Consider the following 19,947-nt stretch of genomic DNA (forward strand, 5'->3'; position numbering starts at 1 on the left):
GATCCACAGGGCTAGCCGATGCCCGGGCGCAGGCAATACCCTTCGGTAACGAACGCCGACGTGACCGTGGTCACGTCTCCACCCCCGAAGGCGGCTACAGCGATGGCTCTCGATGTACCGTACCGTTCCATCCCCGACATGTTCCTCAAGCGCGTGGCGGCGTCCCCCGACCGCGACGCCTTCGCCCACCCGGCCCCCGACGACTCCGGGCCGGTGTGGCTGACCTGGGAGCAGATGGCCCGTCGCGCCAAGGCGGTCGCCGCCGGGCTGCACGGCCTCGGTGTCGGCCTGGAGGATCCGGTCGCGATCCTGGCGAACACCCGGCTCGACTGGGTGATCGCCGACCTCGGCATCATGTGCGCCGGCGGCGCGACCACCACCGTCTACCCCACCACGGAGCCCGACGACGCGACCTACATCATCGCCGACTCCGGCTCGCGGGTGCTGTTCGCCGAGAACCCGGCACAGGCCGCCAAGATCGCCGGTGCCGAGCTGCCGGCGCTGACCCACGTCGTGCTCTTCGACGGCGCCGCCGACCCGGCCGCCGCCGTCCCCCAGCTCACCCTCGCCGAGTTGGAGGAGCAGGGCACCCAGGCGCTGGCCGCCGAGCCCGACCTGATCGACATGCTGGTCGCCGGGATCGGTCCCGAGCACCTGGCCACGCTGATCTACACCTCCGGCACCACCGGGCGCCCGAAGGGCGTCGAGCTGCTGCACGGCGGCTGGTGCTGGGAGGGCGTGGCGCAGGTCGAGGTGGGGCTGCTCCGCGACGACGACCTGCAGTACCTCTGGCTCCCGCTGTCCCACTCGTTCGGCAAGACCCTGCTCTGCGGGGCGATCCACGTGGGCCTGCCGACGTACGTCGACGGCCGGGTCGACAAGCTGGTCGAGCTGCTCTCGGTGATCCGGCCGACGCTGATGTGCGGCGCGCCCCGGGTCTTCGAGAAGGTCTACAACAAGGCGGTGACCACCGCGCAGGCCGGCGGCGGCGCGAAGGCGAAGATCTTCGGCTGGGGCGTCCGGGTCGGCAAGGAGAAGGTCGCCCTGGAGCAGGCCGGCCGGCCGCTGCCGACGGGGCTGAAGCTGAAGTACACGGTGGCCGAGAAGCTGGTGTTCAGCAAGCTCCAGGCCCGCCTCGGCGGCCGGATCCGGGTGCTCGTCTCCGGCGCCGCCCCGCTCAGCCCGGAGATCGCCACCTTCTTCGCCGCGGCGAACCTGCCGATCTCCGAGGGCTACGGCCTCACCGAGACCAGCGCCGGCAACTTCGTCAACCCGCCGGACGGGCTGCGGATCGGCACCGTCGGCAAGGCGATGGGCGACCTGGAGTGCCGGATCGACACCGACGGCGAGATCCTGGTGCGCGGCCGGCCGGTGATGCGCGGCTACCACAACCTGCCCGAGGAGACCGCCGCCGCGTTCACCGAGGACGGTTTCTTCCGCACCGGTGACATCGGCACCCTGGACTCCGACGGCTACCTGAAGATCACCGACCGGAAGAAGGACCTGGTCAAGACCTCGGGCGGCAAGTACATCGCGCCCTCGCACATCGAGGGGATGTTCAAGGCGACCTGCCCGTACACCTCCCAGGCGGTGGTGATCGGCCAGGCCCGCAACTACTGCACGATGCTGGTCACGCTGGACCCGGAGGCGATCAAGGGCTGGGCCGCCGGCACTCCCCTGGAGGGCCGCGACTACACCGAGATCGTCACCTCGCCGGAGGCGAAGGCCATGGTCGAGGGGTACGTGGCCGAGCTCAACGCCAAGCTCAACCGCTGGGAGACGATCAAGAAGGTCGCCATCCTGCCGCGCGACCTGACCATCGAGGACGGCGAGATCACCCCGTCGCTCAAGATCAAGCGCCGCGGCGTGGAGAGCAACTTCGCCGGCGAGATCGAGAAGATGTACGCGGGCACGCTGGCCGAGCTCTGAGCCCGCGACGTCGGCGGCCCCACGTTCCGTACGGGGTCGCCGACGTCGGACGGGCGGGGCGCCGTCTCACAGGTGGTGGCCCCGCCACCGCGTCTGCTCGGCCTCGGAGGCGAGCTGTTCCTCCAGCGCCACCTGCCGCACGCGCCGCCGCCGCGGGGCGTCGACGACCGTCTGCACCGCGACCGTCAGCACGGCGGCCACCGCCAGCATGGCCAGGGCGACCAGTTCCGGCAGTTGCCCGGCCACCGGGGTCAGCGCGACGAGCAGCAGGACCCCGCAGATCGACGGCCAGCGCGCCGCGCCCAGCATCCGGCTGCCGAGCAGGATCAGCGTGAGCAGGTAGAGCGCGACCCCGCCGAAGAGGGCCAGCATGTCGAAGCCGGGCAGCGGCACCCCCCAGCTCGGGGTCGTCGGGTCGGCGCCCTCGTGGATCAGCCCCTTGAGGCCCAGGGCGAACAGGATCACGCCCGTGATCAACGGCAGGTGCAGGTAGGTGTACACGTCCCGGGCCAGCCCGGCGCGGGTACGCCGTTCCCGGGTGCGGTGCAGCACCTGCTCCATGGCCAGGGCGAGGGTGTCGAAGTACGCCCACCACAGTGCCGCGACCACCGCGATGCCGAGCAGCGCCGCGATGATCACCGGCCAGGTCAGCGGCAGGGCGGGGGTGGGGCCGGGCCCGATCCCCAACGCGATGATCGACTCGCCGAGCGCCACCATGATGATCAGCGCGTGCCGTTCGGCCCAGTGCCCCGCCGAGAGCACCGTCCAGCCCGCGCGGTGCTGGGCCAGGCCGGAGCCGTACTCGACGCCGAGCGCGGCGAGCCACAGCACCAGCCGCAGCATCATCTCGGCGCGGCCGTCGAGGAGGCGCTGCGGCACCAGCGCGGCGGTCAGGATGAGGCCCGTCGCCAGCAGGAACGGCAGGGCCAGCACGGGCATCCGCCGGCGCACCTCCCGGTCGGAGCGGACGGCCCAGAGGAAGACCGTCACCTGGGTCGCGCGGACCAGGAAGTAGCAGACGGCGAAGACCACCGGGCCGGGCAGCCCGCCGGGGCGGTCGACGAACGCCTTCGGCAGGCTCAGCGCGAGCACGAAGACGGCGGCGGAGACGACGAACCCGACCAGCGGCGCGAACCCCTGGTCGGTGCGGACCACGTTGCCCAGCGCGGCGAAGCCGCTCCAGCACCACCACAGCAGGGCGAGCACCACCAGGAGCTGGACCAGTCCGCGCGGGGTCGGGTTGTTGGCCGTCACCGTGGTGACGTTGAGGAAGGCGAAGACGAAGACGAGGTCGTAGAAGAGTTCGAGCCGGGTGGTGCGGGAGCCCGGTGCGCTCGGCAGGATCCCGCGCGGCCACCGCGCCCCCCGAACGTCCTCCACCTGCGCAGTCTCCCAGCCCCGCGGCGGGGCGCAGGCGCGATTGACCGACCCGGCGGCCCGTTCCGGCCGGCACGCCGGCCCGGCCCTCAGGCGATGACCGCCGGTTCCCGCCACTGCGTCCGGCCGCCCCGGTCCAGGTCGTACCGGACGGCGGCGATGCGGCCGACCGCCTCGACCAGGTCGGCGGCCGGCAGGGTGAACGGCAGCCGCAGGAAGCGCTCCAACGTGCCGTCCAGGCCGAACCGGGGACCGGGCGCCAGGCGTACGCCGACCTCCTCGGCGGCCCGGGCCAGCGCGCTGGAGATCGGCCCGTCGAGTTCGGCCCAGAGGGTCACCCCGCCGTGCGGGACGGTGACCCGCCACTCGGGCAGGCGCTGCGCGAGCGCGGCGAGCAGCGCGTCGCGCTGGACGGTGAGCTGGGCCTGCCGGGCGGCGACGATGCCCGGCGCGTCGGCGAGCAGGTGGACCGCGACCAGCTGGTCCAGGACCGGGCTGGCCATGTCGACGCCGACGCGGGCGGCGGCGAGCCGCTGCACCTGCGGGGCGGAGGCGCGGACCCAGCCGATCCGCAGGCCGCCCCAGAACGGCTTGCTCATGCCGCCGATGGTGATCACCCGGGAGTGCCGGTCGAAGCTGGCGGTGGGCGGGGGCAGCACCGTCCCGTCCAGCGGCAGGTCCACGAAGGACTCGTCGACGATCAGGTCGGTGCCGACGGCGTGCGCGGTGGCCACCACCCGCTCGCGCAGCGCGGCCGACATCAGGTGACCGGTCGGGTTCTGGAAGTCCGGGATCAGGTACGCCAGCTTGGGCCTTGCCTGCCGGAGGGCGCCGAGCAGCAGGTCGGCGTCCCACCCGGGCTCCTCGACGGCCAGGCCGTGGGTGGTGATCCGGGCCCGGCGCGCGGCCAGCGCGGCCAGCGCGTTCGGATAGCTGGGCGCCTCGACCAGCACGTTGCCGCCGGGGGCGAGGGCCAGCCGGAGCACCAGGTCGAGGGCGTGCTGGGTGCCGTTGGTGACCATGATCTGGTCAGGTGAGGTGGGCAGGCCCCGGTCGGTGTACGCGCGGGCCACCGCCTCGCGCAGCTCGATGATCCCGGTCGGGTGGTAGCCGGCGCCGCCCAGGTAGCGGGGCAGGTCCTCGGCCGCCGCGCGGGCGGCCGGCAGCAGCTCGGGCGGCGCGGCGAGCGCGGCGACCCCGAGGTCGATCATGTCGCGGTCGTCCAGCGGGGTCCAGAGCCCGGTGCTCGCCACCCGGTGGGTGCCCGGGAGCATCGTCCAGCTGCCCGCACCCCGCCGGCTGGCGAGGTGCCCGCTCTCCCGCAGCTCCCGGTACGCCGCCGTGACCGTGGTCCGGCTGATCTTCAGCGCCTCGGCCAGCTCCCGCTCGGCGGGCAGCCGCACGCCCAGCGGCAGCCGGCCGTCGGCGAGCAGGCCGCGTACGGCACCGGCGAGGGCGGCGTAGTCGGGGCTGCGCCGGCGGCCGGGAAGCGCATGCCACTGACCGAGGAGCCGGGCCAATTGGACACCCCGAACCTGACTCGTCATGGCCACTCCTCCCGGATTGGCTCTTACGCTGCGCCAATTGGCCTTTAGCGTGGCATGGGTGACACCGATTGGCAATCTCCGACATCGTCCCGCGCGGCGGCTGAGCCAGCTCTACGCGGGCCTCGTCCTCTACGGCGTCAGCATGGCTCTGATGATCAACTCGGAGCTGGGCCTGGACCCGTGGAACGTGTTCCACCAGGGCCTGTCCGAGCTGACCGGCCTCTCCATCGGCACCGTCACCATCGCGGTGGGCGTGCTGGTGCTGCTGCTCTGGATACCGCTGCGCCAGCGCCCCGGCCTCGGCACGGTCAGCAACGCGCTGGTGGTCGGGCTGGTGGTCGACGCGACACTCGCGCTGATGCCGGCCGGCGGGTCGCTGGGCGTACGGGCCGGGATGCTGGTCGCCGGCATCGTGGCCAACGGGGCGGCGACGGGGCTCTACCTCGGCGCCCGCCTCGGACCCGGCCCTCGGGACGGCCTGATGACCGGCTACGTCGCCCGCCGGCCCGGCCGCTCGATCCGGCTCGTCCGCACCGTCATCGAGGTCACGGTGCTGGCGCTGGGCTGGCTGCTCGGCGGGACGGTGGGCGTCGGCACGATCGCGTACGCGCTGGGCATCGGCCCGCTGACCCAGGTCTTCCTGCCGCTGTTCACGGTCCCCGGGCCGCAGGACCCCGCCCCGGGCCCGGTCGCGCCGCTCCCCGCCACCTGACGCGACCCGGATGCCGGGTGTTCCCTTCGGACGCCACGCCCGGCAGAATCCTCGCATGGGGGAGAACGGATGGCGCTGGACCGATGCCTGGATCTTCGTCTCGGTGGTGATCGCCAGCGGTGCGGGACGGCACCGCCGCGCGGCGGCCAGCCGCCGCCCCGAGGGCGTACGCCTCGCCGACGTGATCTCCACCGCCGACCATCTCAACCAGGCGATCCCCGAGCGGCACGAGGTGGAGGCTGCGGTCCGTCGCCTCGTCGGGGCCGGGCTGGTCAGCGTCACCGACGGCTGGTTCCGGATCACCACCGACGGTGAGCGCCTCTGGCGCACCAGGCCGAACGCCGGGCTGGCCACCACGGTGGACACCGTGCAGGGCGTCCTGGTCCGGCGGCACGCCCCCGTCAGCGCCGACTGGCACCTGGACGAGGCCGACCACGCCGCCGCCGTGCAGGAGTACGTGGTGCGTTCGATCCCGGCGCCCCGGCGCTCCCCCGAGAACCGGTCCCGCCGCGACTGAGCGGGCACCGACGGGCCGGGCAGGCCGGAGGGACCGGGCGGATCACGCGGCCGGAGGGACCGGCCGGATCACGCGGCCGGGCGGACCGGGCGGATTGCGCGGGCGGTCAGCGGACGGGGTGCCCGGCCCCGCGCAGCGCGTCCTTGACCTCGGCGACGGACAGCTCGCCGAAGTGGAAGACGCTGGCGGCGAGCACCGCGTCGGCGCCGGCGCCGATCGCCGGCGCGAAGTGCGCCACCTCGCCCGCGCCGCCGCTGGCCACCACCGGCACGTCCACCACCCGGCGCACCGCGCCGATGAGTTCGAGGTCGAAGCCGGTCTTGGTGCCGTCGGCGTCCATCGAGTTCAGCAGGATCTCGCCCGCGCCCAGCTCGGCGCCGCGCCGGGCCCACTCGACCGCGTCCAGCCCGGTGCCGCGCCGACCGCCGTGGGTGGTCACCTCGAAACCGCTGGGCGTGCCGCTGCCGGGCGCCCGCCGCACGTCGAGCGAGAGCACCAGCACCTGCCGGCCGAAGCGGTCGGCGATCTCGGCGATCAGCTCGGGGCGGGCGATGGCGGCGGTGTTCACCCCGACCTTGTCCGCGCCGGCGCGCAGCAGGGTGTCGACGTCGGCGACCTGCCGGACGCCACCGCCGACGGTCAGCGGGATGAAGACCGACTCCGCCGTGCGGCGGACCACGTCGAGCATCGTGCCCCGGTCGCTGGAGGAGGCGGTGACGTCGAGGAAGGTCAGCTCGTCCGCGCCGGCCCGGTCGTACGCCGCCGCCAGTTCCACCGGGTCGCCGGCGTCGCGCAGGTCGAGGAAGTTGACCCCCTTGACCACCCGACCGGCGTCCACGTCGAGACACGGGATGACCCGCACCGCCACCGTCATGCCGCGAGCCTATCCCTCCCGGCACCGGCGGTGACCGGCCGGTACGGCCGGTCACCGCGGTCGACGGGGGTCCCCCACGCCGGAGAAGTGGCCTCGCTCACACCCGGACGAGCATCTTGCCCAGGTTCTCGCCGCGCAGCAGGCCGAGGAACGCCTCCGGGGCGTTCTCGATGCCGTCGACGACCGTCTCGTCGTACGAGACCCTGCCGTCGCGCAGCCAGCCGGCCATCTCGCGCACGAACTCGTCGCGCAGGTGGCCGTGGTCGCCGACCAGGAACCCGCGCAGGGTGAGCCGCTTGCCGATGACCAGCGCCAGGTTGCGCGGCGCGGCCGGGGGCTCGGTGTCGTTGTACTGCGCGATCATGCCGCAGATCGCGGCCCGGCCGTGCACCTTCATCGCGGAGATCGCCGCCTCCAGGTGGTCGCCGCCGACGTTGTCGAAGTAGACGTCGACGCCGTCCGGGGCGGCGGCCTTCAGCGAGTCGCGCACCGGCCCGTCGTGGTAGTCGAACGCGGCGTCGAAGCCCAGCGCGCGCAGCCGCTCGACCTTGGCCGCCGAGCCCGCGCTGCCGATTACGCGCGCCGCGCCCCGCAGCTTGGCGATCTGGCCGACCAGGCTGCCCACCGCGCCGGCGGCGGCGGAGACGAAGACGGTCTCCCCCGCCTTCATCCCGGCGACGTCCAGCAGCCCGGCGTACGCGGTCAGGCCGGTCATGCCGAGCACGCTCAGGTAGGCGCTGACCGGGGCGAGGTCGGGGTCGACCTTCCGGGCGGCCCGCGCGTCGAGCAGCGCGTACTCGCGCCAGCCGAGGCCGTGCAGCACGGTGTCGCCGGGCTGGAGACCCTCGACCTCGCTGGCCACCACCTCGCCGACCGCCCCACCGTCCAGCGGGGCGTCGAGCGCGAACGGCGGCACGTACGACCTGACGTCGTTCATCCGCCCCCGCATGTACGGGTCGACCGACACGTACCGGTTGCGGACCACGACCTGACCCGGGCCGGGGGTGGGCACCTCGGTCTCGACGAGCCGGAAGTTGTCCGCGGTCGGCCAGCCCTGCGGGCGGGCGGCCAGGTGGATCTCCCGGTTGCGGGTGCTCACAGCGCCTCGCGCACGGTGAGGGTGACCTCGACGTTGCCGCGGGTGGCGTTCGAGTACGGGCAGACCTGGTGGGCCTGCTCGACGACCTGCTCGGCGGCGGCCCGCTCGACGGCCGGGAGGTCGACCAGAAGGGTGACGGCCAGCCCGAAGCCGCCGCTGCCGTTGGCGCCGATGCCGACCTCGGCCTCGACGACCGAGCCGGAGACGTCGACCTTCGCCTTGCGGGCGACCAGGCGCAGCGCCGAGTGGAAGCAGGCGGCGTAGCCGGCCGCGAAGAGCTGCTCGGGGTTGGCGGCGCCGCCGGCGCCACCCATCTCCTTCGGCACGGCCAGGTCGAGCTCGACGGTGCCGTCGGAGGTGCGGACGTGGCCGTCCCGACCGTCCCCGGTGGCCCGGGCGGACGCGGTGTAGAGCACCTGCATGGTGGTCACTGCTCCTTCTGTCGGTGGATCGTCTCGGTGACCCGGGTGAGGGTGTCGCGCAGGGCGACCAGCTCCGCCTCGGTGAGGCCCGTGGCACGGGCGACCCGCAGCGGCACCTCGTCCATCCGGTGCCGCAGGGCCCGCCCGTCGCCGGTCAGGCCCACCTCCACCCGCCGCTCGTCGCGCGCCGACCGGGTCCGGACGACCAGCCCCGCCCCCTCCAGCCGCTTGAGCAGCGGGGAGAGCGTGCCGGAGTCCAGTCGCAGGGCGGCGCCGAGCTCGGAGACCGTGGGGGCGTCGTCGCGCTCCCAGAGCACCAGCAGCACCAGGTACTGCGGGTAGGTCAGGCCGAACTCGTCGAGGACGGGCCGGTAGACGTCGGTGAGGGCGCGCGACGCGGCGTAGAGCGCGAAGCACACCTGCCGGCGCAGTACCAGATGGTCGGTCACCGGGGAACCGTAGCGCGCGATTAGATTGTGCGCAACCGATCAGGTCGCGACGCGGCGCGTCGGGCGGCACCGTCTCGGCGCGCTTCCCGGGGCTCAGCGGTCGCCGAGGTACGCCTCCAACTCCACCTCGACCAGATGGTCCGGGTCGAGCAGGCCGGCCACCACCACCATGGTGGCCGCCGGACGGACCGCGCCGAAGACCACGTTGTGCGCCCGGCCCACCTCGTCGGCGTACGTCCGGTCGGTGACGTACATCCGGGTCCGCACCACGTCCCCGGGCTCCGCGCCCACCTCGGCGAGCGCGTCCAGGCCGATCCGCAGGGCCTGCGCGGTCTGCGCCGCCGCGTCCCCGACGTGGGTGACCACGCCGTCCACCGTCGAGGTGCAGCCGGCCGTCCAGGCCAGGTCGCCGGCCCGGACGACCCGGCAGTAGCCGTACACCGACTCCCAGGGGCCGCCCGAGCCGAGCCGCGTGACGGTCACGCCGCCGCCAGGGTTTCCAGCGCCTGCGCCACGGTGAAGGCGCCCGCGTACAGGGCCTTGCCGGCGATCACGCCCTCCACCCCGATCGGCTCCAGGGTGGCCAGCGCCCGCAGGTCGTCCAGGGTGGAGACGCCGCCCGAGGCGATCACCGGGGCGTCGGTGCGGGCGCAGACCTCGCGCAGCAGGTCCAGGTTCGGCCCGCGCATGGTGCCGTCCTTGGTGATGTCGGTGACGACGTACCGCGCCGCGCCCGCCTTGTCGAGCCGCTCCAGCACCTCGAAGAGGTCGCCGCCGTCACGCGTCCAGCCCCGGGCGGAGAGGGTACGGCCCCGCACGTCGAGCCCGATCGCCACCCGGTCGCCGTACTCCCCGCACACCCGGTCGCACCAGACCGGATCCTCCAGGGCGGCGGTGCCGATGTTCACCCGGGCGGCGCCCGTGCCGAGCGCGGCGTGCAGCGACTCGTCGTCGCGGATGCCGCCGGACAGCTCCACCTTCACGTCGAGCTGCCGCACCACCTCGGCCAGCAGGTGCGCGTTGGAGCCCCGGCCGAACGCGGCGTCGAGATCGACCAGGTGGATCCACTCGGCGCCGTCCCGCTGCCACGCGAGGGCGGCCTCCAACGGGTCGCCGTACGTCGTCTCGCTGCCGGCGGCTCCCTGCACGAGTCGGACGGCCTGGCCGTCGGCGACGTCCACGGCGGGCAACAGGGTGAGGCTCACGGTATTTCTCCTCGAAGTCAGGTGCGACGGTCCAGGGCGATCACCACGATCGCCGGCAGTACGAGCAGCAACAGCACGACCAGCGCGATGCGCAGCGCCAGATCGTCGACGAGCGACCAGATCAGGACCATCGCCACCAGGGTCAGCAGCACGATGGCGGCCCGCTCGCCGCGACTGTGCCGGGGCAGCCGGCCCGTCCGCCCCCGGCACAGCGACGGCGTCAACCGGCGGACCAGTGCCCGCCGCCGCGACCGCCGGGCGGTCCGCCGCTCACGGACGGCCCGCTCCCGGGCGACCTCGGCCTCCCGGGCCGCCCGGCGCCGGGCCCGCTCCTTGCTCACGGCGTGTCCCGCCGGGGGCGCGGTCGTCCGGGTAGCTGTCGACGCGCGACAGGGCGGCCGGCGGCGGGCCGGAGCGGGCCCGCCGCACCGGGCAGGCGCTCAGTCACCGGTGGGAAGCGTGGCGAGCCAGTTGCGCAGCAGCGCGGCACCGGTGTCGGCGGACTTCTCCGGGTGGAACTGCGCGGCGCAGAGCGGACCCTGCTCCACGGCCGCCACGAAGTCCGTCCCGTGGTGGGCGGTGGTGACCGTGGCGCCGGCCTCCGCCAGCGCGCCCGGGTCCCCGACCCCGTACGAGTGCACGAAGTAGAACCGGCTGTCGGCGGGCAGGCCGGCGAAGAGCACCGAACCGGCCGGCGCCGCGACCGTGTTCCAGCCCATGTGCGGCAGCCGGGGGGCGGCCAGCCTGGTCACCCCGCCGGGCAGCAGCCCGAGCCCCTTGGTCACCACCCCGTGCTCGTCGCCGTGTTCGAAGAGCACCTGCATGCCCACGCAGATGCCCAGCACCGGACGGCCGGCGGCGACGCGCTCGGCGATCACCGGGCCGGCGCCGAGGGCCTCGATCCCGGCCATGCAGGCGGCGTACGCGCCCACACCGGGCACCACCAGGCCGTCCGCCTCGGCGGCGGCGGTCAGGTCGTCGGTCACCGTCACGTCCGCGCCGGCGTGGGCCAGGGCCCGCTCGGCCGAGCGCAGGTTGCCCGACCCGTGGTCGAGCACCACCACTCGGCTCACGCGCCCTCCCCCGGCAGCAGCCACAGCACGCCGCCGACCGTGGCCAGCGCGGCGAGCAGCGCCGTGAGGACCACCGCCTTACGCGGAGCGCCCTGCTTGTGCAGCGACAACGCCCCGCCGACCAGCACACCGGCCAGGATCAGCAGCAACGTCGGCAGCACCCCACCCATCAGAGCGCCCCCTTCGTGCTGGGGATCGCGCCCGCCGCGCGCGGGTCGACGGCCGTGGCCTCGCGCAGCGCGCGGGAGACCGCCTTGAACTGGGCCTCCACCACGTGGTGGGCGTCCGGGTGACCGCCGGGGCGGGCCGCCCGCAGCACGTCCACGTGCAGCGTGATCCGGGCCGCCTGGCCGAAGGACTCCCAGATGTGCCGGGTCATGCTGGTCGGGTAGACCGGCCCGATGTAGGGCGCCAGCACCGGCTCGTCGTGCACCACGTACGGGCGGCCGGAGAGGTCGACCGCGGCCCGGACGAGGACCTCGTCCATCGGGACGGTGGCCGAGCCGTACCGCCGGATGCCGGCCTTGTCCCCCAGCGCCTGGTCGAACGCGGCGCCCAGGGCGAGCGCGGTGTCCTCCATCGTGTGGTGGGCGTCGATCTCCAGGTCACCCACGGTGCGCACGGTCAGGTCGAAGCCGCCGTGCCGGGCGATCTGGTGCAGCATGTGGTCGTAGAAGCCGACGCCGGTGCCGATCTCGGCCCGGCCGGTACCGTCGAGGTCGATCTCGACGAGAACCTTCGTCTCCTTGGTGATCCGCTCCACGCGGGCGGTCCGGCTCATTGCTTGCCTTTCGGTCGCGACTGCGGGGGCTCGCACGCTCACTGGATCTTCTCCGCGGCGGCGAGGAAGGCGTCGGTCTCGGCGGGGGTGCCGGCGGTGACCCGCAGCCAGCCCGGCAGGCCGACGTCACGGACCAGCACGCCGGCGTCGAGCAGGGTGCGCCAGGCGGCGGCCTGGTCGCCCCCGACCTCGAACAGCACGAAGTTGGCGTCGCTGTCGGCCACCCGCACCCCCCGCTCGCGCAGCCGCGCCACGATCCGGTCCCGCTGCGCGCAGATCGCGGCCACCGTGTCGAGGAGGGCGTCGCGGTGCGCCAGCGCCGCCCGGGCCGCGGCCTGGGTGAGCGCCGAGAGGTGGTACGGCAGCCGGACCAGCTGCACCGCCGCCACCACCGCCGGGTCGGCCGCCAGGTAGCCCAGCCGGCCGCCCGCGAACCCGAAGGCCTTGCTCATCGTCCGGGTCACCACCAGCCGCGGGTGCCCGGGCAGCACCGCCAGGGCGCTGACCGTGCCGGGGCGGGCGAACTCGGCGTACGCCTCGTCGACGACCACCATGCCGGGCGCGGCGTCCAGCACCGCGGCGACCACCGCCGGGTCGAGGGCGGTGCCGGTCGGGTTGTTCGGCGAGCAGAGGAAGACCACGTCCGGGGCGTGCTCGCGGACCTGGGCGACCGCCTCGTCGGCGCTCAGCCCGAAGTCGACGCCACGGCGGGCCGGCACCCACCGGGTGCCGGTGCCGAGGGCCAGCAGCGGGTGCATCGAGTACGCGGGGACGAAGCCGAGCGCGCTGCGCCCCGGGCCGCCGAACGCCTGGAGCAGCTGCTGCTGGATCTCGTTGGAGCCGTTGGCCGCCCACACCTGCTCGACGGTGAGCCCGTGGCCCAGGTAGCCGGCCAGGTCGGCGCGCAGCGCCACGGCGTCGCGGTCCGGGTAGCGGTTGAGGTCGCGCAGCTCCGCCGCGAGGGCCTTGCCGATCGCGTCCACCACCGGCTCGGGCACCGGGTAGGAGTTCTCGTTGGTGTTCAGCCGCACGGGCACATCGAGCTGCGGCGCCCCGTACGGCGACAGCCCGCGCAGGTCGTCGCGGATCGGCAGGTCGTCGAGCCCGCTCATGCCGCCACCTCGCTTCGCTCGGCGACGGCATCGGGGCTGAGCCTACTGGTTCGCTCGCTCACGCCAGCTCCCCCGGGAAGCGCACCTGGACGGCCCGGCCGTGCGCCGGCAGGTCCTCGACGCCGGCCAGGGTGACCACGTGCGGGGCCACCTCGCGCAGCGCCTGCTCGGAGTAGTCGATCAGGTGGATGCCGCGCAGGAAGGACTGCACCGACAGCCCGGAGGAGTGCCGGGCGCAGCCGCCGGTGGGCAGCACGTGGTTGGATCCGGCGCAGTAGTCGCCGAGCGACACCGGCGACCAGGCGCCGACGAAGATCGCCCCGGCGTTGCGCACCCGCAGCGCCCACTCGCGGGCGTCCCGGGTCTGGATCTCCAGGTGCTCGGCCGCGTACGCGTCGACCACCCGCAGCCCGGCGTCGAGGTCGTCGACCAGGACGACGCCGCTCTGCTCGCCGGTGAGCGCGGTGGTGACCCGCTCGGCGTGCTTGGTGGCCGGCACTTGCCGGGCCAGCTCCCGCTCCACGGCCTCCACCAGCTCGACCGAGGGGGTCACCAGCACGCTGGCCGCGAGGGGGTCGTGCTCGGCCTGGCTGACCAGGTCGGCGGCGACGTGCGCCGGGTCGGCTGTGTCGTCGGCCAGGATGGCGATCTCGGTCGGGCCGGCCTCGGCGTCGATGCCGACGACGCCGCGCAGCAGCCGCTTGGCGGCGGTGACCCAGATGTTGCCCGGCCCGGTGATCATGTCGACCGGGTCGCAGTGCGCGGCGCCCTCGGCGTCGACCGCCGCGCCGTACGCCAGCATCGCGACGGCCTGGGCGCCGCCGACGGCGTAGACCTCGTCGACACCCAGCAGGGCGCAGGCGGCGAGCACCCGGGCGTCGGGCAGGCCGCCGTTCTCCTTCTGCGGCGGGCTCGCCACCACCAGCGAGCGCACCCCGGCCGCCTGGGCCGGCACCACGTTCATCACCACGGTCGACGGATACATCGCCAGGCCGCCGGGGACGTAGAGGCCGACCCGGTCGACCGGCACCCAGCGCTCGGTCACCGTGCCGCCCGGCACCACCTGGGTGGTGTGGTCGGTGCGGCGCTGGTCGGCGTGCACCTTGCGGGCCCGCGCGATCGACTCCAGCAGCGCGGCGCGCACCTCGGGAGCGAGGGTGCCCTCCGCCTCGGCGATCGCCTCGGCGGGCACCCGCAGCACCTCGGGCGAGATCCCGTCGAAGCGCTCACTGGCCTCCCGGATCGCCGGGTAACCATGCTCCCGGACCGCCTCCACGAGGGGGCGGATCCGCTCGACGGCCACGGAGACGTCGAGTTGGGCACGGGGCAGCAGGCGGCGCGGGTCACGGACGCCGCCGCGCAGGTCGATCCGGTTCAACACCCTTGCGAGTCTAGGCGGCCCGCCCGGACGGCGACCGGCGCCGCCCGTACGCCGGGACGGTGAGCCGGGCCACGCCGCCGCGCCGGGATCGGGCTACGCTCGACGCGTGACTGCGCGGCTGCCGGTGTTTCCGCTCGGAATGGTCCTCTTCCCCGGTCTGGTGCTGCCGCTGCACATATTCGAGGAGCGCTACCGCGCCCTGGTCCGGCACCTGGTCGCGCTGCCCGAGGACGCCCCGCGCGAGTTCGGCGTGGTGGCCATCCGGGCCGGCTGGGAGGTCGCCCCCACCGGGCCGGACGGCAAGCCGCTGCCCGGTGGCGGCGACGTCACCCTGCACGAGGTGGGCTGCACCGCTGAGCTGCGGCAGGTCACCGAGCGCCCCGACGGTGGCTTCGACATCGTCACGGTGGGCAAGCGCAGGTTCCGCGTCGCCGACGTCGACCGGGACACCGAGCCCTACCTGACCGCCGACGTGGAGTGGCTGCCCGAGCCGGGCGGGCCCGACGAGGTCGCCGACCTGCTCGCCGCCCGGGTGATCTCGGTCTTCCGGCAGTACCTGGGCCTGATCCGGGCCGATCCCGAGGAGCTGTCCGAGCAGTTGCCGGAGGATCCGACGGTGCTGTCGCACCTGGTCGCCGCGACGGCCGTGCTGACCGTGGCCGACCGGCAGCGGCTGCTCGCCATCGACGACACCGCCGCCCGGCTCCGCGCCGAGCTGCGCCTGCTCAACCGTGAGGCGGCGTTGCTGCGCCAGGTGCGGGCGGTTCCGGTGCCGTTGACGGAGCTGGCGTCCCCGCCGACCCCCAACTGAGCTCGGGCAGGCCGGGCTCGCGCTCCGGGCGCAACGACGGCCAGCGGGACCAGCCGGCCAGCAGGGTGTACGTCACGGCCGCGCCGAACGCCGGCAGCAGCAGGTTGCCGTGCGGCACCGGCAGCACGCCGAACACCCACTCGATCCCGCCGGCCCGCAGGTCGGCCGGCTTCTCGAAGGCCTGCCCGACGGGCGCGCTCTCCAGCAGCCGTTCGTAGCCGGCCAGCCCCGTGCGCCGACCCACCTGCCAGGCGACCAGCGCCGCGCCGAAGGCGCCGAGCACGATGGCGAACAGCCCGACCGGTCCCCGGAGCCGGCGCAGCAGGATCCACAGCACGAGGGCGGCGAGCACCCCGAAGCCCAGCCCCAGCAGGCTGAACCAGCCGTCGGCGGCGATCGGCTGCTCCGGCTGCGGCTCGGCGTAGATCGCCCCCTCGGCGACCTTGATCACCGGCGTGTCCGGCGCGAGGGCGGCCCAGAGCAGCCCGAGCGGCACCCCGAGCACGCTCGACGCGAGCACCGTCAGCAGGGCGAGCCGCACCGCCCGCCCGCGCGGCAGGTCCGGCTCCACGGGCACGGGCGAATAGCCCGCGGCGTACCCGAGGTCGGTGTTGCCGGGGACGTACCCCGGCGGCCCGTCGTGCGGCGACGCGCCGGCCGGTGCCCGCCACGCGTCGCCGGTCGGGGCGTACGCCGGTGCGCCGGTCGTGGTGTGCCACGGGTCGCCGGTCGGGGCGTGCGGCGGTGTCGTCCCCGCGTCGTACGGCGGGGCGGGTTCCCGGGCGTCGTGCGGGTCGGCGGGGCCGACGCGGGCCGGCGGGTCGGGTTCCGCCCGGGCGGCCGGTGCCCCCGGCTCGTCGGGCCGGGGGCCGGGCCGGTCGGGTTCGGGGGTGTCCGCGCTCACCCGGTGATCCTCTCAGGCCCGTGGGCGCCGTGGGCGGTCGGTGGCGGCACACCCGCTCACCGGGCGAACGGCTCCAGCATCACCGAGGCGGCCTTGAGCCACGCCTGCCGGGTCTCCTGCTGGAGCTGGTGGTACTCGATCGAGGAGCCGGTCTCCAGCGCCGGGTCGTACGGAACCACGGCGACGGCCCGGGTACGGGTGGCGAAGTGCCGCTCCAGGTCGTCCTGCAACGGCGAGCGGCCCGGGGTGGGGCAGGAGATCAGGGTGACGGCGTTGTCGGCCAGCTCCCCCATCCCGACCTCGTGCAGCAGGTCCAGCATCCAGTCGGCGCTGAACGCGGCGTCCTCGCGGGGCACGGTGGTCACCACGAGCTGGTCCGCCGCCTGCATGACGGTGCGCCAGTTGGCGCTCTCCACGTTGTTGCCCGTGTCCACGCAGACCACGTCGTGGGTGCGCCGCAGCAACTCCAGCACCCGCCGGACGGTGAACTGGTCGAGGCGCTGGGCGAAGCGGGGGCTCTCCTCGCCGGCCAGCACGTCGTACGAGCCGTCGGAGGCGTGCCGCAGGTAGTCGTCCAGGTGCGCCAGCAGCTCCGGGCCCTCCTTGATCTCGACGTGCGCGAGATCGCCGACCAGGTGCCGGATGGTCCGGGCGTGCCGGGCGCTGCCGGCGCGCAGCCCGAGCGTGCCGCGCAGCTCGTTGTCGTCCCAGGCCAGCACGCCCCGCCCGCGTACGCTGCCGACGGTCGCCGCGGCCAGCACGGTGGCGGTGGTCTTGTGCACCCCGCCCTTCGGGTTGGCGAACGCGAGCACCCGGGGGGTGCCCAGGTCGCGGCGGAGCACCCCGACGGCGCGCTCCACCTCGTTCTCCGTGCCGCGTGGGCGCCACTCGACGCGCGCCGGGTAGCCCCGCTCGGCGGGCGGCGGCGCGAGTGGCGGTGCGGTGGGCGGTGGAGCGGCGACCGGCGGCACAACGGGCGGCGGCGCGGCGGGCGGCGGTACCGCCGGCGGTGGCACGGCCGGCGGTGGTGCGGCGGGCGGCGGCACGGCGGGCGGGGCCTGGTGGGCGCGTCGGGAGCGATAGCCGTTGTCGAGCACCGCGTAGCGCGACTCGACCGGGGGCGGCTCGTGCCGGTAGCCGTTGTCCAGCACCGCGTAGCGCGACTCGACCGGCCCCGGGCCCCGGTGCGGCTCGGTCTCGATGCGGGGCGGCGGGGGCTGGGCCGGCACGCGGTACGCCGGCTCGGCCGGATACCCCGGGTCCGCCCGGTAGGTCGGCTCGATCGGGTCCGCCCGGTAGGACGGCTCGATGGAGCTCGACCGGTAGCTCGGCTCGATGGGATCCGACCGGTAGGACGGCTCGACCGGATCCGACCGGTAGGACGGCTCGACCGGGTCCGACCGGTAGGACGGCTCGACCGGGTCCGCCCGGTAGGACGGCTCCACCGGATCCGACCGGTAGCTCGGCTCGGGCGGCTGTTCCGGCTCCACCCGGTAGGCGGGCTCCAGCGGGTCCACCCGGTAGGCCGGCTCCACCCGGTAGGTGGCCTCGGCCCGGTAGCCCGCGTCGACCGGGCGGCCGTACTCCGCGCCGTACGGCGGTGGGCCGTCCGCGCCGTACGGCGGTGGGCCGGGCTCCGGCGCGTACGGCTCGGGGGCCCGCCCGATGGCCGGCACCCGCGCGGCATAGCCGTTGCCCGACGAGCGGCGGGGCAGCGGCTCCGGCGGGAGGGGCGGGGGATCGGCGTGTCGGTCGGCCTCGGCCTGCTCGGCCGTGCGGCTGCCGTGCCGGGCCCGGTCGAGCAGCGCCCGCCACCGCGGTGCTGGTTCGGCCGGCCGCCCCCAGCCGGTCTCGCTGCCCTCCAAGGCTCGCCCTCCCAGCGCCATCGATGCCCGTCTGACAGGCTACGAACGAAACCCTATTCGGACCACACCCGTCTACGCACCTTCGGTTCTTCCTCCCGTCACGGCACGGGCCCCCGTACGCCGTCGGCGCCGGCGTACGGGGAGGTCGACGGGACCGCCGGTGGCGACCCGCCGCCGGCCGGTCCGGCCGGTGTCGGTGATGGTTGCGTCACGCCCGGCGCGGGTTCCGACGTTTCGCCCACTGTCGGGTCGGGGGTACCGGCACACACGGCGGGATCCCCTCGTCGGATCGTCACGGGCGGGACGACGCTCAGTCGCGGAGGATCTCGAGCGCGCGGTCCAGGTCGTCAGGGTAGTCGCTGACGAAGCGGACCTCGTCCCCCGTGCGGGGGTGCAGGAAGCTCAGCGACCGGGCGTGCAGCCACTGCCTGGACAGGCCGAGCCGGGCGGACAGGGTCGGGTCGGCGCCGTACGTGAGGTCGCCCACGCACGGGTGCCGCAGCGTGGAGAAGTGCACCCGGATCTGGTGGGTGCGCCCGGTCTCCAGCCGGACGTCGACCAGGCTCGCCGCCGGGAACGCCTCCACCGTGTCGTAGTGGGTGATGCTCGGTTTGCCGCCGGAGACCACCGCCCAGCGGTAGTCGTGGGTGGGGTGCCGGTCGATCGGGGCGTCGACGGTGCCGCGCAGCGGGTCCAGGTGCCCCTGCACCACCGCGTGGTAGCGCTTCTCCACCTCGCGGTACTTGAACGCCCGCTTCAACGCGGTGTACGCCTGCTCGCTCTTGGCCACCGCCATGATGCCCGTGGTGCCGACGTCGAGCCGGTGCACGACGCCTTGCCGCTCGGCGGCGCCGCTGGTCGAGATGCGGTGCCCGATGGCGGCCAGCGCCCCGATCACCGTCGGGCCGGTCCAGCCGGGGCTCGGGTGGGCCGCGACGCCGACCGGCTTGTCCACCACCACGATGTCGTCGTCGGCGTACACCACCCGCAGCCCGGGCACCGCCTGCGGCACCACGGTGGGCGGGGCGACCGGCGCGGGCAGGGTCACCTCCAGCCAGGAGCCGGCCTTCACCCGGTAGGAGTTCGGCCGGGCGGCCCCGTCGACAAGCGCGTCGCCGGCGTCGACCAGGGCCGCGGCGGCGGTGCGGGACAGCCCGAACAGCCGCGACACGGCCTGGTCGAGCCGCGTGCCGTCGAGGCCGTCGGGGACGGGCAGGGAACGGTGGTCGCCACCGGCGGCGAAGGCGGCGGTCATGCCCGCTCCCGCTGTCCGGCGTCGGCCTGGGCCGCCGCCTCGTCGGTGGACTCGCCGTGGCCGATCCGGCTGCCGTCACGCTGCCGGCCGGTCAACTCCAGCAGGAGGGCGAGCAACACACCGCAGACGAGGGCGCTGTCGGCCAGGTTGAACACCGGGAACACCCGGCCGTACGGGGCGAAGACGCTGACCATGTCCACCACGTGCCCCACGAACCAGCCCGGGGCGCGGAAGACCCGGTCGGCGAAGTTGCCCAGCGCCCCGCCCAGCACCAGGCCCAGCGAGATCGCCCAGGGCAGCGAGCGCAGGCGCAGCGCCATCCAGACGATCCAACCGACCACCCCGAGGGTGATCAGCGGGAAGACCCAGGTGTAGTCGGCGCCGATGCTCCACGCCGCGCCGCTGTTGCGGGTCAGGCTGAGGTAGACCGCGCCGCCGAGCAGCCTGACCGGCTCGCGGTCCTCGAGCGCGCCCAGGGCGAGGTGCTTGGTCACCGCGTCGGCGGCGAGCACCGTGAGCGCGAGGCCGAACAGGGTGGCGGCGGCCCGGCGGTGGGGCGTGCCGGACCTCGGCTCGGCGCTGTCGGCACCCGGCTCAGCGCTGCCGGGCCCGGCGGGCGGTGCTTCGGACATCT

General features: G+C 74.7%; 22 protein-coding genes. 4 read left to right on the forward strand and 18 right to left on the reverse strand.

All coding sequences use genetic code 11. From position 1 onward, the window contains the following. Positions 1-102: 102 nt before the first annotated feature. Complete coding sequence (locus OG989_RS29355; RefSeq protein WP_327029109.1) at positions 103-1,929, forward strand: AMP-dependent synthetase/ligase; 1,827 nt, start codon at positions 103-105, stop codon at positions 1,927-1,929. Positions 1,930-1,995: 66 nt separating this feature from the next. On the opposite strand, the gene OG989_RS29360 is transcribed toward OG989_RS29355, so the two are convergent. Together OG989_RS29360 and yczR are read right to left on the reverse strand one after the other, a co-directional pair. Next, the gene (locus OG989_RS29360; RefSeq protein ID WP_225852150.1) at positions 1,996-3,309 is read right to left on the reverse strand and encodes a low temperature requirement protein A; all 1,314 of its coding nucleotides are present in this window, start codon (positions 3,307-3,309) and stop codon (positions 1,996-1,998) included. Positions 3,310-3,395: 86 nt separating this feature from the next. Further along, positions 3,396-4,853 carry a MocR-like transcription factor YczR gene (yczR, locus tag OG989_RS29365; protein WP_327029110.1) on the reverse strand — a complete coding sequence of 486 codons (1,458 nt, stop codon included), beginning with the start codon at positions 4,851-4,853 and terminating at the stop codon, positions 3,396-3,398. Between the two features lie 58 nt (positions 4,854-4,911). On the opposite strand from yczR, the gene yczE reads away from it, so the two are divergent. Further along, entirely contained in the window at positions 4,912-5,565 is a 654-nt protein-coding gene (gene yczE, locus OG989_RS29370; RefSeq protein ID WP_132236350.1) for a membrane protein YczE, read from the forward strand. Between the two features lie 55 nt (positions 5,566-5,620). Then, positions 5,621-6,082 carry a hypothetical protein gene (locus OG989_RS29375; protein ID WP_327029111.1) on the forward strand — a complete coding sequence of 154 codons (462 nt, stop codon included), beginning with the start codon at positions 5,621-5,623 and terminating at the stop codon, positions 6,080-6,082. Positions 6,083-6,188: 106 nt separating this feature from the next. On the opposite strand, the gene hisF is transcribed toward OG989_RS29375, so the two are convergent. From hisF to hisD, 12 genes are all read right to left on the reverse strand, one after another. Next, positions 6,189-6,956, reverse strand: a complete 768-nt coding sequence (hisF, locus tag OG989_RS29380; RefSeq protein ID WP_327029112.1) for an imidazole glycerol phosphate synthase subunit HisF — start codon at positions 6,954-6,956, stop codon at positions 6,189-6,191. Between the two features lie 97 nt (positions 6,957-7,053). After that, positions 7,054-8,055, reverse strand: coding sequence for an NADP-dependent oxidoreductase (locus tag OG989_RS29385; RefSeq protein WP_327029113.1), 1,002 nt, complete (start codon positions 8,053-8,055; stop codon positions 7,054-7,056). Beyond that, on the reverse strand, positions 8,052-8,477 hold the full coding sequence (locus tag OG989_RS29390; RefSeq protein ID WP_311411665.1) for an organic hydroperoxide resistance protein: 426 nt from the start codon (positions 8,475-8,477) through the stop codon (positions 8,052-8,054). Before OG989_RS29390 ends, OG989_RS29385 begins: the two co-directional genes overlap by 4 nt. A 5-nt stretch (positions 8,478-8,482) precedes the next feature. After that, entirely contained in the window at positions 8,483-8,926 is a 444-nt protein-coding gene (locus OG989_RS29395; protein WP_151454278.1) for a MarR family winged helix-turn-helix transcriptional regulator, read from the reverse strand. A gap of 93 nt (positions 8,927-9,019) precedes the next feature. Then, entirely contained in the window at positions 9,020-9,409 is a 390-nt protein-coding gene (locus tag OG989_RS29400; RefSeq protein WP_327029114.1) for a RidA family protein, read from the reverse strand. Then, positions 9,406-10,131: a bifunctional 1-(5-phosphoribosyl)-5-((5-phosphoribosylamino)methylideneamino)imidazole-4-carboxamide isomerase/phosphoribosylanthranilate isomerase PriA gene (priA, locus tag OG989_RS29405; protein WP_151454280.1), complete on the reverse strand. Its 726-nt coding sequence runs from the start codon at positions 10,129-10,131 to the stop codon at positions 9,406-9,408. Before priA ends, OG989_RS29400 begins: the two co-directional genes overlap by 4 nt. A gap of 17 nt (positions 10,132-10,148) precedes the next feature. Continuing rightward, positions 10,149-10,472 (reverse strand): hypothetical protein, encoded by a 324-nt coding sequence (locus OG989_RS29410; protein ID WP_327029115.1) that lies wholly within the window; start codon positions 10,470-10,472, stop codon positions 10,149-10,151. A gap of 99 nt (positions 10,473-10,571) precedes the next feature. Further along, positions 10,572-11,204, reverse strand: coding sequence for an imidazole glycerol phosphate synthase subunit HisH (gene hisH, locus OG989_RS29415; protein ID WP_327029116.1), 633 nt, complete (start codon positions 11,202-11,204; stop codon positions 10,572-10,574). Next, the gene (locus tag OG989_RS29420) at positions 11,201-11,374 is read right to left on the reverse strand and encodes a hypothetical protein (RefSeq protein WP_192581373.1); all 174 of its coding nucleotides are present in this window, start codon (positions 11,372-11,374) and stop codon (positions 11,201-11,203) included. Before OG989_RS29420 ends, hisH begins: the two co-directional genes overlap by 4 nt. Continuing rightward, positions 11,374-11,985 carry an imidazoleglycerol-phosphate dehydratase HisB gene (gene hisB, locus OG989_RS29425; RefSeq protein ID WP_132236332.1) on the reverse strand — a complete coding sequence of 204 codons (612 nt, stop codon included), beginning with the start codon at positions 11,983-11,985 and terminating at the stop codon, positions 11,374-11,376. The genes OG989_RS29420 and hisB overlap by 1 nt, the downstream gene beginning before the upstream one ends. 38 nt (positions 11,986-12,023) lie before the next feature. Beyond that, entirely contained in the window at positions 12,024-13,097 is a 1,074-nt protein-coding gene (locus OG989_RS29430; RefSeq protein ID WP_327029117.1) for a histidinol-phosphate transaminase, read from the reverse strand. A 58-nt stretch (positions 13,098-13,155) separates the two neighbouring features. Next, positions 13,156-14,478, reverse strand: coding sequence for a histidinol dehydrogenase (gene hisD, locus OG989_RS29435; RefSeq protein WP_327029118.1), 1,323 nt, complete (start codon positions 14,476-14,478; stop codon positions 13,156-13,158). A 106-nt stretch (positions 14,479-14,584) separates the two neighbouring features. On the opposite strand from hisD, the gene OG989_RS29440 reads away from it, so the two are divergent. Then, entirely contained in the window at positions 14,585-15,289 is a 705-nt protein-coding gene (locus tag OG989_RS29440) for an LON peptidase substrate-binding domain-containing protein (RefSeq protein ID WP_151454285.1), read from the forward strand. Here the strand turns inward: OG989_RS29440 and OG989_RS29445 are convergent. From OG989_RS29445 to lspA, 4 genes are all read right to left on the reverse strand, one after another. Further along, on the reverse strand, positions 15,204-16,193 hold the full coding sequence (locus OG989_RS29445; RefSeq protein WP_442791892.1) for a DUF2567 domain-containing protein: 990 nt from the start codon (positions 16,191-16,193) through the stop codon (positions 15,204-15,206). The genes OG989_RS29440 and OG989_RS29445 overlap by 86 nt on opposite strands. Before the next feature lie 56 nt (positions 16,194-16,249). Then, the gene (locus OG989_RS29450) at positions 16,250-18,058 is read right to left on the reverse strand and encodes an AAA family ATPase (protein ID WP_327029119.1); all 1,809 of its coding nucleotides are present in this window, start codon (positions 18,056-18,058) and stop codon (positions 16,250-16,252) included. 310 nt (positions 18,059-18,368) lie between these two features. Then, complete coding sequence (locus tag OG989_RS29455; protein ID WP_151455897.1) at positions 18,369-19,313, reverse strand: RluA family pseudouridine synthase; 945 nt, start codon at positions 19,311-19,313, stop codon at positions 18,369-18,371. Further along, positions 19,310-19,945, reverse strand: a complete 636-nt coding sequence (gene lspA, locus OG989_RS29460) for a signal peptidase II (protein WP_327029120.1) — start codon at positions 19,943-19,945, stop codon at positions 19,310-19,312. The genes OG989_RS29455 and lspA overlap by 4 nt, the downstream gene beginning before the upstream one ends. Positions 19,946-19,947 lie beyond the last annotated feature (2 nt).

The organism is Micromonospora sp. NBC_01740 (assembly GCF_035920365.1).
Classification (GTDB): domain Bacteria; phylum Actinomycetota; class Actinomycetes; order Mycobacteriales; family Micromonosporaceae; genus Micromonospora; species Micromonospora reichwaldensis.

Bases quoted from the DNA above. Each gene is read 5' to 3' on its own strand.
- OG989_RS29420 (WP_192581373.1), bottom strand. From the start codon at position 11,374: ATGGGTGGGGTGCTGCCGACGTTGCTGCTGATCCTGGCCGGTGTGCTG.
- lspA (WP_327029120.1), bottom strand. From the start codon at position 19,945: ATGTCCGAAGCACCGCCCGCCGGGCCCGGCAGCGCTGAGCCGGGTGCC.
- OG989_RS29430 (WP_327029117.1), bottom strand. From the start codon at position 13,097: ATGAGCGGGCTCGACGACCTGCCGATCCGCGACGACCTGCGCGGGCTG.
- yczR (WP_327029110.1), bottom strand. From the start codon at position 4,853: ATGACGAGTCAGGTTCGGGGTGTCCAATTGGCCCGGCTCCTCGGTCAG.
- OG989_RS29390 (WP_311411665.1), bottom strand. From the start codon at position 8,477: ATGCAGGTGCTCTACACCGCGTCCGCCCGGGCCACCGGGGACGGTCGG.
- OG989_RS29455 (WP_151455897.1), bottom strand. From the start codon at position 19,313: ATGACCGCCGCCTTCGCCGCCGGTGGCGACCACCGTTCCCTGCCCGTC.
- hisB (WP_132236332.1), bottom strand. From the start codon at position 11,985: ATGAGCCGGACCGCCCGCGTGGAGCGGATCACCAAGGAGACGAAGGTT.
- OG989_RS29355 (WP_327029109.1), top strand. From the start codon at position 103: ATGGCTCTCGATGTACCGTACCGTTCCATCCCCGACATGTTCCTCAAG.
- OG989_RS29375 (WP_327029111.1), top strand. From the start codon at position 5,621: ATGGGGGAGAACGGATGGCGCTGGACCGATGCCTGGATCTTCGTCTCG.
- hisF (WP_327029112.1), bottom strand. From the start codon at position 6,956: ATGACGGTGGCGGTGCGGGTCATCCCGTGTCTCGACGTGGACGCCGGT.